Raw genomic sequence first — 12,917 nt, forward strand, 5'->3', positions numbered from 1 at the left:
GGGGCGGCCGCTGGTGCGGCGGGGGGCTGGGGGGCGGTCCCCCGGGGCCCGCCCCCCGGCCCCGGCCCCTGCCCCGGCCCCTGCCCCGGCCCCTGCCACCGCCCGCGGCCGGGGCCGCTCCCTTGACCGCAGTTCGCCCAGCCGTTACTTTGCGTGGACATCGACCCATGACCACCGAAGGAGGCGACCACCGGATGTCCACCTGCTCCGACCTCGCTCGCCTCGCCCACTGCACGGTGTGGGTTTCGGGTCGCATCGCACACGGCTGCTGACACGCCGCTCTGACGTGCCCTTCGTGGCACGTTCCGCGTTTCTTCGTCACCATCTCCTGGCACGTCGCTGTCGCGTGCCGTTCGCGCCCGCTCCTCCCTGTGGCGCGCCTGAACACAGAAAGCTGCCGACATTGGCGAACATGATGAACCGACCGGTCACGCTCCGAAACGACGGCCTGTGATGGCGGCGGCGAGGATCACGGTCAACGGACACGAAACACCCATCTCACCGGCCGCGCCCCACACCACGGCGCTCGACTTTCTGCGCGAGCGCGGCCTGACCGGCACCAAGGAGGGCTGCGCCGAGGGCGAATGCGGCGCCTGTTCGGTCCTGGTGGCCCGCCCGGGGGTGAACAAGCCCACCGACTGGGTGGCGGTCAACGCCTGCCTGGTCCCGGTCGCGGCGCTCGACGGCCAGGAGGTCATCACCTCCGAGGGCTTCGCCACCCCCGGCGAGCCCGGCACGCCTCCCGTGCTGCACCCGGTACAGGAGGAGATGGCGGTCCGCGGCGGCTCCCAATGCGGCTACTGCACACCGGGATTCATCTGCAGCATGGCCGCCGAGTACTACCGGCCCGACCGCTGCGCGCACGCGGCCCCGGGCCCGGACTCTGACTCTGACTCCGGCGCCGGCGCCGGCGCCGACGCCGACGCCGAGCACGGTCCGAACGGCTTCGACCTGCACGCGCTGAGCGGGAACCTGTGCCGCTGCACCGGCTACCGGCCGATTCGCGACGCCGCGTACGCCGTCGGCACGCCCACCGACGAGGACCCGCTGGCGCGGCGCCGCGAACAGGCCCCGCCCGCACCGGTCGCCACCGAGTACACCCGCGACGACAGCACGTTCCTCCGCAGGAGCACCCTCGCCGAGACGCTGCGGCTGCTGCGCAAGCGGCCCGACGCGGTGGTGGTCGCCGGCTCCACCGACTGGGGCGTCGAGGTGAACATCCGTTCCCGACGGGCCGATTGCGTAGTCGCCGTCGACCGGCTGCCCGAACTGCGGGAGCTGCGCGTCGCATCCGACCACATCGAGATCGGGGCGGCGCTGACGCTCACCGAGATCGAACGCCGCCTCGACGGCGAGGTCCCGCTGCTGGCGGAGCTGTTCCCGCAGTTCGCCTCCCGTCTCATCCGCAACGGCGCGACACTCGGCGGCAACCTGGGCACCGGCTCCCCCATCGGCGACAGCCCGCCGGTGCTGCTCGCGCTGGAGGCGTCGGTGGTGCTCGCCGACGCCGACGGCGAGCGCGTGGTCCCCTTGGCGGACTACTTCACCGGCTACCGGCAGAGCGTGCGCCGCCCCGGCGAGCTGATCCGCGCGGTGCGCGTCCCGCTGCCGCTGTCGCCCGTCACCGCCTTCCACAAGATCGCCAAGCGGCGCTTCGACGACATCTCCAGTGTCGCGGTCGCCTTCGCGCTCGACATCGAGGACGGCATCGTCCGCACGGCGCGCATCGGCCTGGGCGGCGTGGCCGCCACCCCGATCCGCGCCCTCGCCACCGAGGCCGCCCTGGAGGGCGGGCCGTGGTCGGCCGGGACCGTCGAGGCCGCGGCCGCGGTCCTGCGGTCCGAGGGCACTCCGATGAACGATCACCGCGCCAGCGCCGGCTACCGCTCCGCGATGCTCGGCCAGAGCCTGCTGAAGCTGTACGCGCGAACCACCGAGGCGGTGTCGTCATGAGCCATCTGTCCGAACGTCCCGAAAAGCCCGTCGTCGGCGTGGCGATGCCGCACGAAAGCGCGGCCCTGCACGTCACCGGCACGGCGCTCTACACCGACGACCTGGTGCACCGCACCAAGGACGTGCTGCACGCCTACCCGGTCCAGGTCATGCGGGCCCACGGCACGATCACCGCGCTGCGCACCGGGCCCGCGCTCGCCGTGCCCGGTGTGGTCCGCGTACTGACGGGTGCCGACGTACCCGGTGTCAACGACGCCGGGATGAAGCACGACGAACCGCTGTTCCCCGACGAGGTCATGTTCCACGGCCACGCCGTCGCCTGGGTGCTCGGCGAGACCCTGGAGGCGGCCCGGCTCGGTGCGGCGGCCGTCGAGGTGGAACTCGACGAGAAGCCCTCCGTGATCACTCTGCGGGAGGCGATCGAGGCGGACAGCTTCCACGGCGCCCGGCCCGTGATGCTGACCGGTGACGTCGACGCCGGCTTCGAGGACTCGGCGCACGTGTTCACGGGCGAGTTCCAGTTCTCCGACCAGGAGCACTTCTACCTCGAGACGCACGCGGCGCTGGCCCTCGTCGACGAGAACGGGCAGATGTTCGTCCAGAGCAGCACCCAGCACCCCTCGGAGACGCAGGAGATCGTCGCGCACGTCCTCGGCCTGCACAGCCACGAGGTGACCGTGCAGTGCCTGCGGATGGGCGGCGGCTTCGGCGGCAAGGAGATGCAGCCGCACGGGTTCGCGGCCATCGCCGCGCTCGGCGCCCGGCTGACCGGCCGGCCCGTCCGGGTACGGCTCAACCGGACCCAGGACCTGACCATGTCCGGCAAGCGGCACGGGTTCCACGCCACGTGGAAGATCGGCTTCGACGCCGACGGCCGCATCCAGGCCCTGGACGCCACCCTGACCGCGGACGGCGGCTGGAGCCTGGACCTGTCCGAGCCGGTGGTGGCCCGCGCGCTGTGCCACATCGACAACACGTACTGGCTTCCCAACGCCCGCATCACCGGCCGCATCGCCAGGACCAACAAGGTCTCCAACACCGCGTTCCGCGGCTTCGGCGGCCCGCAGGGCATGCTGGTGATCGAGGACATCATGGGCCGGTGCGCGCCGCTGCTCGGCCTGGACCCCATGGAGCTGCGCGAGCGCAACTTCTACCGGCGGGGCCAGTCGACTCCGTACGGACAGCCGGTCCTGCACCCCGAGCGGATCTCCGCCGTCTGGCAGCAGGTCAAGGAGGACGCCGGCATCGCCGGTCGCAAGCGCGAGATCGCGGCCTTCAACGCCGCGCACCCGCACACCAAGCGGGGGCTCGCGCTCACCGGGATCAAGTTCGGCATCTCGTTCAACCTCACCGCCTTCAACCAGGCCGGCGCGCTGGTGCTGGTCTACAAGGACGGCTCCGTCCTGATCAACCACGGCGGCACCGAGATGGGCCAGGGCCTGCACACCAAGATGCTGCAGGTGGCCGCGACGACGCTCGGCATCCCGCTGCACAAGGTGCGGCTGGCCCCGACGCGCACCGACAAGGTGCCCAACACCTCCGCCACCGCCGCCAGCGCGGGCGCGGACCTCAACGGCGCGGCGGTCAAGAACGCCTGCGAGCAGATCCGCGAGCGGCTGCTCCAGGTGGCCGGCACCCAGCTGGGCGCGAACGCCTCGGACGTACGGATCGTCGAGGGCGTGGCGCGCGTCCTCGGCAACGACAAGGAGCTGGCCTGGGACGAGCTGGTGCGCACCGCGTACTTCCAGCGGGTCCAGCTGTCGGCGGCCGGTTTCTACCGGACCGAGGGCCTGCACTGGGACGCGAAGGCCTTCCACGGCTCCCCGTTCAAGTACTTCTCGTACGGCGCGGCCGCGGCCGAGGTAGAGGTGGACGGTTTCACCGGCGCGTACCGGATCCGGCGGGTGGACATCGTGCACGACGTCGGCGACAGCCTCTCCCCGCTGATCGACATCGGCCAGGTCGAGGGCGGCTTCGTGCAGGGCGCGGGCTGGCTGACCCTGGAGGACCTGCGGTGGGACGCCGGGGACGGCCCGCACCGCGGCCGGCTGCTGACCCAGGCGGCGAGCACCTACAAGCTGCCGAGCTTCTCGGAGATGCCCGAGGAGTTCAACGTCAGGCTGATGGAGAACGCCACCGAGGAGGGCGCGGTCTACGGGTCCAAGGCGGTCGGCGAGCCTCCGCTGATGCTGGCGTTCTCGGTGCGGGAGGCGCTGCGGCAGGCCGCCGCCGCGTTCGGGCCGAGCGGGGTCGGCGTCGAGCTGGCCTCGCCCGCGACGCCGGAGGCGGTGTACTGGGCGATCGAGGCGGCGCGCCGGGGCGAAGCCTCCCGGGGCGATCGTGCCGACGCCCGCGCCGACGCGCGTGCCGGCGACGGACCGGCCGCCCCCGGCCCGGTCCGCACCGGGGCGGAAGCGTTGAGCGGTGCCTGACATGACGTGGGTCGCCGCGGTCGCACGGCTGCGGGCACGGCGGGAGTCCGGCGTGCTCGTGACCGTCGCGACCGTGCGCGGCCACGCCCCGCGCGACGCCGGGGCGAAGCTCGTCGTCGGGCGGACCGAGACCTGGGGCTCGATCGGCGGCGGCAACGTCGAGGCCGTCGCGATCGACCGGGCCCGGGAGATGATCGCCGCGTCCAAGCCGGAGCCGGAGCTGATCGATTTCGCCCTGAACGACAAGGTGGCCAACCGGCACGGCGTGCAGTGCTGCGGCGGCACGGTCTCGGTGCTGCTCGAAGCGCTGCCGGTGGTCCAGGCGGTCGCGATCTTCGGCGTCGGCCACGTCGGGCTGGAGCTGGCGCGGATCCTGGCACGTCAGGACCTCGACCTGCACCTGATCGACACCCGCTCCGACGTCCTCACCAAGAGGCGGCTCGACGTGCTGTCGGACGCGGTGGCGCAGGTGCACGTGCACCACACGCCGCTGCTGCCCGAGGAGGTGCTGGAGGAGCTGCCGCACGGCACCCACGTCCTGATCATGACCCATGACCACGCCGAGGACGCCGCGCTGTGCGACGCCGCCCTGCGCACCTCCCATCTCGGCTCCATCGGGCTGATCGGCTCGGCGGCCAAGTGGGTACGGTTCCGCAAGCGTCTCACCACCGAGGGCGGTCACGACGAGGCCGCCCTGGGCCGGATCAAGACCCCGATCGGGCTGACCGAGATCACCGGCAAGGAACCGGCGACCATCGCCGTCAGCGTCGCCGCCGATCTGCTGCGCACCTTCGAGACCGAGGCGTACGACCCCCCGCCCGGGGCCGGCGCGCGGGACACTGTGACTGACGCCTGAAGCGGTGCCGGATGGCGCAACGCCTCTGGCTCCCGTTCCGGACATCGACCAGCATGGGGACAGCGGGACCGGCGGACGAGATGGGCACGCATGCGCGCCACTGAGAGCAACCAGGACTATCCCTTCGCTGTCACGAACACGGCCGCGGCACTGCTGGACGATGCCGGGACGGTCGTCGGCTGGACCCCGGCGGCCGAAGCCCTGCTGGAGCGCCGGTCGGCCGACGTGTGCGGCCGGCCGGCACGGGAGCTCCTGGCGGACGCGGCCAGCTGGGAGGCGGTCCTGGCCCAGGGCGTCCTGGCCCAGGGCGGGCACGGCGGGACGGAGGGGTGGGAGGGACGGGCCACGCTGCGGCACGGCTCGGGCGGCGAGCTGGAGATCGGCTTCCGTGTCGTACCGCTGGACGGCGGCGCGCGCGGGGGCGCGGCCCGCTGCCTCGTGCTCGGCGCACCGCTGGAGCTGGTCGCCCAATGGCGGCAGGACCACGCCTTCACCCACGAACTGTTCCTGCAGGGCCGGGTGGGCCTGGCCGTCTTCGACGCGGACCTGCGCCTGCTGCGGACGAACACGCACCTGCTGCCGTACACCGGGGTCCCCTTCGAGCTGAAGGGCCTTCGCCTGGCCGACTTCCTGTGGGCCGAGGACGCCCGGACCATCGACGACCGGCTGCGGGAGGTCCTGCACGGCGGCAGCCCCCTCATCGGCTTCAACACGACCGCGCGCACCTTGGACGACCCCAGGGGCGGCCGGGCCGTCACCATCCAGGCGTTCCGGCTACAGGAACCCGACGGGCAGCCGATGGGCGTCGCGACGGTGTTCACCGACGTCACCGACCACGAGCGGGCGCGCGGCCGCCTGGACCTGCTGTACCGGGCGACCGGAGCGCTGGGCGGTTCGCTGTCCGTGCCGCGCACCGTCGAGGACCTGGTCGCCGTACTGGCTCCCACGTTCGGCGACTGCGCCGCGGTGGACGTCGCGGAGACCGTGCTGACCGGCGGCGAACCGCCCGCTGACGCGCCCCTCACGCTGCCGCTGATCCGGATGGCCGTCGCCGGAGCGGAGACGGACGCGCTGCGTACGGGCACCGCCCACTTCCCGGCGGTCCCGGCTGGGCCCGCGGCGCGGGAGTGCCGGGGGGAGCTGGTCACCGGCCTCGACGACCGGCCCGCGGGGGCCGGGCACGACGGGGACCCGGAGTGGGCCGGCGCCGTCCCGGGGGCGCATTCGGCGATGACGGCGCCGCTGTGCGCCCGGGGCATCAGGTTCGGACGGCTCACGCTGTGGCGCACGGGGGACGCTCCCCCGCTGGACGCGGACGACCTGGCGCTCCTGGAGGAGATCGCCGCCCGCGCCGCCGTCGCCGTGGACAACGCGCGCCGGTACACCAAGGAGCGCCGCACCGCCGTCGGGCTGCAGCGCAGCCTGCTGCCGCCGGCCACCGCCGAGACTCCCGCGCTGGAAGCCGCCAGCGTCTACCTGCCCGCCGACGCGGACAGCGGAGTGGGCGGCGACTGGTTCGACGTCATCCCCCTGTCCTCGGCCCGCGTCGCCCTCGTGGTCGGGGACGTCGCCGGCCACGGGCTGCACGCCACGGCCATGATGGGCCGCCTGCGCAGCGCCGTACGCGCCATGGCGGACCTGGAACTGGAACCGGAGGAGCTGCTGGCGCACGTGGACGACATGGTCCTGCAGGTCGTCGCCGAGGCCGAGAGCGAGGACGCGGAGGACGGCGACCACGGCCCGCCGCTGCCCAGCGGACCGGCCGGGGCCACCTGCCTGTACGCCGTCTACGACCCGGTCACCGGAAACTGCGTCATGGCGAGCGCCGGACACCCGCCGCCGGCCTTGGTCGGCCCGGACGGAACCGTGGAGTACGTGGAGCTGAGCCCCGGCCCGCCCCTGGGGGTCGGCGGCTGGCCCTTCGAGCCGGTCGAACGGGAACTGCCGGCGGGCAGCGTCCTCGCCCTGTACACCGACGGACTGATCGAACGCGGGGAAGAGGGGGACATCGACCAGGGCATGGAGGACCTGGCGGCGCGGCTGCTGCGCGCGGACGTGCTCGGCCGGCCGCTGCGCCAGGCCCGGCACGACATCGTGGAAGGGCTGCCGCCGGGCAGGCTGAGGGACGACGTCACCCTGTTGCTGGCCCGTACCCGCAGGGTCGAGGACGGCTCCCTCGCGACCTGGCACCTCGAAGCCGACCCGGCGGTCGTCGCCGAGGCGCGCCATCTCGTCCTGGACCAGCTGACGGCCTGGGACCTCGACGAGCTCGCCTTCAGCACGGAGCTCATCGTCAGCGAGCTGGTCACCAACGCCATCCGGCACGCCGGCGGCCCGGTCCGCCTGCGGCTGATCCGGGCGGACACCCTGACCTGCGAGGTCTCGGACTCCAGCAATACGCAGCCGAGGATGCGGCGGGCGCGGAACTCCGAGGAAGGGGGCCGCGGGCTGTACATCGTCGCCCAGCTCTCGCACCGCTGGGGCAGCCGCTACACCGCCGGGGGCAAGACGGTCTGGTCGGAACAGAGCGTGCCCCTCGCGTGAGTGCGGGCCCGGGGTGGCTTGCGGGGCGGTGGGCCCTGCCGCATAGTCCGAGGTATGGACGCGCGCGAGGCAGCGCTCCGACAGGCACACGGACACGCCGTCCGCTGGCTGGCCGGCCTGGACGACCGCCGGGTTCCCGCCCGCGCTTCGGTCGACGAGATCGTGCGCGCGCTCGGCCGCGAGCTGCCCGACGCCCCCAGCGCTCCCGCCGATGTCGTCGACCTGCTCGCCTCGGCCTGCGAGCCCGGGCTCACCGCGTTTCCCAGCGGCCGCTTCTACGGGTTCGTGGTCGGTGGCACCGAACCGGCCGCGCTCGCCGCGGACTGGCTGGTCAGCGCCTGGGACCAGAACGCCGTGATGCGCGCCGCCTCACCCGCGTACGCCGCGGTGGAGGAGGTCGCCGGCGCGTGGCTGCTGGATCTGCTCGGTCTGCCGGGCGACAGCGCCGTCGGCTTCACCACGGGCGCGACGATGGCCAACTTCACCTGCCTCGCCGCCGCCCGGGACGCGCTGCTGCGGCGCGCCGGCTGGAACGCGGCCCGCGACGGTCTCGCGGGCGGGCCCGCCGTCCGCGTCCTCGCCGGCGAGGACCGCCACATGGCCGTCGACCTGGCCCTGCGCTACCTGGGGCTCGGCCGGCCGGAACTGGTGGCGGCGGACGGGCAGGGACGCATCGAGCCCGCGGCCCTGCGGCAGGCCCTGGCGGCCGGACCGGGCCGGCCCACGATCGTGGTCCTGCAGGCCGGAGACATCCACTCCGGGGCCTTCGACCCGTTCGTCGAGACGGTCGGTGCCGCGGGCGAGGCCGGGGCGTGGGTGCACGTCGACGGCGCCTTCGGCCTGTGGGCGGCCGCGTCCCCCCGGTACGCGCACCTGACGGCGGGCTGCGCGGACGCCGACTCCTGGGCCACGGACGCGCACAAGACCCTGAACGTCCCGTACGACTGCGGCCTCGCCCTCGTGCGCGACCCGTCCGCGGTCCGGGCGGCGATGGGCCTGCGCGGCGACTACCTCATCCAGGACGAGCAGGGCGACCCCGTCGACAAGGTCCCCGAACTCTCCCGGCGCGGCCGGGCCTTCACCGTGTGGGCGGCGCTGCGGTCCCTCGGCCGCTCGGGCGTGGGCGACCTGGTCGACCGGCTGTGCCGGCACGCCACCGCGTTCGCCTCCGGCCTCGCCGCGACGGACGGCGCGACCGTCCTCAACGACGTGGTGTTCACCCAGGTCTGCGCCGGGTTCGGCGACGACGACCGTACGGACCGGGTCCTCGCCCGGCTGCTCGACGACGGCACGGCCTGGATCAGCGGCTCCACCTGGCACGGGCGCCGCGTCATGCGCATCTCGGTGAGCAACTGGTCGACGACCGATGCCGACGTCGCGCGCTCCCTCACCGCGATCCGCCGCGCGTCCGCGGGCTCCTGACGCTGCGCTGTGCGCTGTGCGCCGTGGGCTGCGGGCTTGTGGGCTGTGGGCTGTGGGCTGTACGGGTGGAGGCGCCGGGGGAGGTCGTCACGCGGGCTTCGTTCGCGCGTTGGGCACCACATGCCCGCACGTCCCTTCCGTCGCGCGAGCCGTCCCGTCGGCCGCGCCGTCGGAGTGTTCCTCGCCGCAAGCGTGTTCCTGTTGCCTTCGGTGTTCGTGGATCCGCTCAGGCCCGACCGGGAGGAGCGGTACGCCTTGGCCGCGGGGGTTCGGCTCACTGCCGTGGAGAGCCCCACGCGGTGGCTGAGCTACCGGTTGGCCGAGGCCGCGGTGGGTCCGGGGTCCCTGGTGATGCTGGGCGGCCGGCTGTCCCTGACCCGGCCGCTGTCCTCGTGGGCGGCGGGCGCGGGCCCGAGCGTCCTGGCGGCCGTGAACGGCGACTTCTTCGACATCGACGGCAGCGGTGTTCCGCTGGGCCCGGTGGTCCGGGACGGCCGGCTGCTGAAGGGGTCCGCCGAACCGGTGAAGGCCGTGGGCACGGACGACCGGGGGCGCCTGCGGAAGGGGCGGGTGAAGCTGGTCGGGACCGTCTCCGTCGCCGGTGTGACGCGCCCTCTGGGCTGCCTCAACTGCCTCGACCCGGAGGACGGGTTCGCCGTCTACACCCCGGCCTGGGGCACGAAGGCGCGGCCCGCCCACCGGGCCGGCCCGCTGCGGAGCATCCGGGTGTCGGCCGGCCGCGTGACGGGCGTCCGCGCCGGGGCCGACGGGCGCCCGGTTCCCGCGGACGGCTTCCTGCTGGTGGCCGTGGGCAGCGCCGCGCGCGAGGTGGCCGGGGTGGGCCCGGGCGCCGCGGCCTCCTTCACCGCCGGGCAGAAGCCCAGGAAGAGGCCCTGGGCGCTGGCCATGGGGTACCGGGGCACGCTGCTGCGGAACGGGAAGATCCCCGTCTTCCGCGATACGCCCCGCTACTGGTTCCGCGAGCCCCGGACCGCCCTCGGCTGGGACGACTCCGGCCGGCGTCTGTGGCTGCTGGTGGTGGACGGGCGTTCGCTGCGCTCGGCCGGGCTCACCATCGCGGCCACCGCGCGGCTGCTGCAAAGCCACGGGGTCAGCAATGCCGTCATGCTGGACGGCGGGGGTTCCGCAGAGATGCTCGCCCGGACCTCCCCGCGCCAGGGCCTGCGCATCGTCAACAACCCCTCCGAGGGTGCGGAGCGGCCGGTGCCGAACGGTCTGGCGGTCCTCACCTCGCGGTCGTCGCCGCACAGCCGGGAGCGCTGACCGGGTCGGCGTTCCCCGCACCGGAAGCGCCCGGGTGCTCGGCCGCCTTCGCGTCGAGGCGGCGGATCGTCTCGCGGAAGTCCCGTGTGGAGAGCAGGAGTTTGTAGACGACGCCCAACTCGAAGCAGAGCAGCGGTACCCCTGCGACCACGACCGGGGCCACGACGTGCCCCAGCAGCGGGCCGATGACGAAAACCGCCATCTGGAACTCGATGCCGCTGATCAGGTGCGGTCGGATGCGGGAGCGGAGCAGGCGGTCGCGGGCGGCCCCGTACCAGGGGAAGGTGTGCCGGAACCCCTTGTGCAGGTCGATCACTGCACCGTTGACGGCCGACGGCTCGATGCCCCGCTTCCGCCGGTCCCGCATCAGGTGCTCGATGAACACGGGGGGCTCGGTGTCGCCGAACGCCGGATGGCTGCGGATGTCGGCGCGCATGGTGGCGCGCACCTGGTTGACCTTTATTCCGTTGAGGTACCGGAGCAGGTCGACGAAGCCCACCGCCGCGGCGAGCAGCAGATAGCCGGGCTCGTCGTGCCGCAGCCATTGACCGAAGCCCAGTGCCAGCGCGCAGCACAGCACGCTCACCCGGTCGAGCATGTAGTCGAGCCACCCTCCGAAGAGGCTGCCGTTCCCCCGGATACGGGCCAGTTTCCCGTCCATGCAGTCCAGGATGAAACTCGCGTGGTAGACCAGCGCACCCAGTACGAGCCATTCGGGGGCGCTCTGGAAAAAACAGGCCGCGGCGCCGAGTCCGGCCAGGAAGGAAAGCCAGGTGATCTGGTTCGGCGTGATGCGGGTGAACCTGGCCACGCAGTAGACGAGGGGAATCGCGACGGGGTCGACAAGAATTACCGTCCACCAGGAATCGCGCTGTTTGCAGGCGAACCGGCGGACCGATTTCACGCTGAGTGGAATGTCTTCATCATCCGGGAGGAAGTTCCGAGGGGGCGGAAGGGTGATCGACATGCGCCACACCGTATACCAAACGGCAAACCTCCGAAGAATGAAATCGGAGGCATCATCCGGCCACCCGCGTCCGAAATTCCTAAAGATATAACGAGATGCTTTTCCGTGGGCTTTGCCGTTCACCCCGCCCGTAATTGAACGGGCCGGTCATGTCCGGCGGGTGCCCCACTTCTGGTTGCTCCCAAGTCACCCCGGCCCGGGCCGAGTCGCACGGCTCGGGCGCCGGCGCCGTGCCGGCGGCCCCGGCTCAGACGCCTGAGGAGACCTCGGCCTTCGCGTCGGACCCCGCGCCCTTCGCGCCGGCTGCCGCCAGCCGGCGGTTGCGCCGGACCGAGGAGACGAAGGACCAGGCGATCAGGAGGACGCCGACGAGGCCCGTGACGACCTCGGGGATCTCGTACCGGATGGTGACGAGCAGGATGACGGCGAGGGCGCCGATCGCGTAGTGCGCGCCGTGTTCCAGGTAGACGTAGTCGTCGAGGGTGCCCTGGCGGACGAGGTAGACCGTGAGCGAGCGGACGTACATGGCGCCGATGCCGAGGCCGAGCGACATCAGGACGATGTCGTTGGTGATCGCGAATGCGGCGATGACGCCGTCGAAGGAGAAGGACGCGTCCAGGACCTCGAGGTAGAGGAACAGGAAGAACGCGGCCTTGCCGGCCATCAGGACGGCCGGCGCCTTCGCGCCGCTCCTCCTGGCCGCCGCCTCGGCCTCGTGCTCGCGCTCCTCCTCTTCCTCGAGTTTGTTCTCGAAGTAGCCGGAGAGGCCGCCGACGACCAGATAGGTGATCAGGCCCGCGACGCCTGCGATCAGGACGGTCTGCGTCTTGTCCGCGTGGGCGCCGCCGTACTGGTGGGCGTGGGTGGCGAAGGTCATCGCGGAGACGAGCAGCACGATGAGCGCGATGCAGACGGAGAGCATGTCGATCTTGCCGAGCTTGGCGAGCGGGCGCTCGAGCCAGGCGAGCCACTTGAAGTCGCGGTCTTCGAAGATGAAGTCGAGGAAGATCATCAGCAGGAACATGCCGCCGAAGGCGGCGATCGACGGGTGGGCGTCCGTCACCAGCTGCTGGTAGGTGGCCTTGTCGTCCAGCGCGAGCCGCACCGCTTCGATCGGCCCGATCTCCGCGCTGACGGCGACGATCACGACGGGGAAGACCAGGCGCATGCCGAAGACCGCGACCAGGACACCGATCGTGAGGAAGATCTTCTGCCAGAAGGCGTTCATCTTCTTCAGGATCCCGGCGTTGACCACGGCGTTGTCGAAGGAGACCGAGATTTCGAGGATGGACAGGATCGCCACGACCCCGAAGCCGGCCCATCCCCCGTATAACACCGCCGCGACGAGGCCGAGCGCGGTGACCGCGAACGACCAGCCGAACGTTTTCAGAATCACTGGCTACCCAATCTTTGACACCGACCTCTGCGGGAACTCCACCGGGTACGTGATGATCAAGTC

8 protein-coding genes are annotated in these 12,917 nt (G+C 72.4%); 6 read left to right on the top strand and 2 right to left on the bottom strand.

Going from position 1 to position 12,917, the window contains the following annotated elements; all coding sequences use genetic code 11:
• Positions 1–453: 453 nt before the first annotated feature.
• The 6 genes from ACFWP3_RS17895 (at position 454) to ACFWP3_RS17920 (ending at position 10,491) form a co-directional block, all read left to right on the top strand.
• Positions 454–1,953 (top strand): xanthine dehydrogenase small subunit, encoded by a 1,500-nt coding sequence (locus ACFWP3_RS17895; RefSeq protein WP_384221750.1) that lies wholly within the window; start codon positions 454–456, stop codon positions 1,951–1,953.
• The gene (xdhB, locus tag ACFWP3_RS17900; RefSeq protein WP_384221753.1) at positions 1,950–4,385 is read left to right on the top strand and encodes a xanthine dehydrogenase molybdopterin binding subunit; all 2,436 of its coding nucleotides are present in this window, start codon (positions 1,950–1,952) and stop codon (positions 4,383–4,385) included. The genes ACFWP3_RS17895 and xdhB overlap by 4 nt, the downstream gene beginning before the upstream one ends.
• Position 4,386: 1 nt before the next feature.
• Positions 4,387–5,241, top strand: a complete 855-nt coding sequence (gene xdhC / locus ACFWP3_RS17905; protein ID WP_384221891.1) for a xanthine dehydrogenase accessory protein XdhC — start codon at positions 4,387–4,389, stop codon at positions 5,239–5,241.
• A gap of 90 nt (positions 5,242–5,331) precedes the next feature.
• Positions 5,332–7,785 carry a SpoIIE family protein phosphatase gene (locus tag ACFWP3_RS17910; RefSeq protein WP_384221756.1) on the top strand — a complete coding sequence of 818 codons (2,454 nt, stop codon included), beginning with the start codon at positions 5,332–5,334 and terminating at the stop codon, positions 7,783–7,785.
• Positions 7,786–7,839: 54 nt separating this feature from the next.
• Complete coding sequence (locus ACFWP3_RS17915; protein WP_384221759.1) at positions 7,840–9,207, top strand: pyridoxal phosphate-dependent decarboxylase family protein; 1,368 nt, start codon at positions 7,840–7,842, stop codon at positions 9,205–9,207.
• 120 nt (positions 9,208–9,327) lie between these two features.
• Positions 9,328–10,491 (top strand): phosphodiester glycosidase family protein, encoded by a 1,164-nt coding sequence (locus ACFWP3_RS17920; RefSeq protein WP_384221762.1) that lies wholly within the window; start codon positions 9,328–9,330, stop codon positions 10,489–10,491.
• Here ACFWP3_RS17920 and ACFWP3_RS17925 read toward each other — a convergent pair.
• Entirely contained in the window at positions 10,454–11,458 is a 1,005-nt protein-coding gene (locus ACFWP3_RS17925) for a CDP-alcohol phosphatidyltransferase family protein (protein WP_384221765.1), read from the bottom strand. The genes ACFWP3_RS17920 and ACFWP3_RS17925 overlap by 38 nt on opposite strands.
• 247 nt (positions 11,459–11,705) lie before the next feature.
• Positions 11,706–12,854, bottom strand: a complete 1,149-nt coding sequence (locus tag ACFWP3_RS17930) for a DUF475 domain-containing protein (protein WP_384221768.1) — start codon at positions 12,852–12,854, stop codon at positions 11,706–11,708.
• Positions 12,855–12,917 lie beyond the last annotated feature (63 nt).

The sequence above is a fragment of the Streptomyces sp. NPDC058525 genome, assembly GCF_042719495.1.
Classification (GTDB): Bacteria; Actinomycetota; Actinomycetes; order Streptomycetales; family Streptomycetaceae; genus Streptomyces.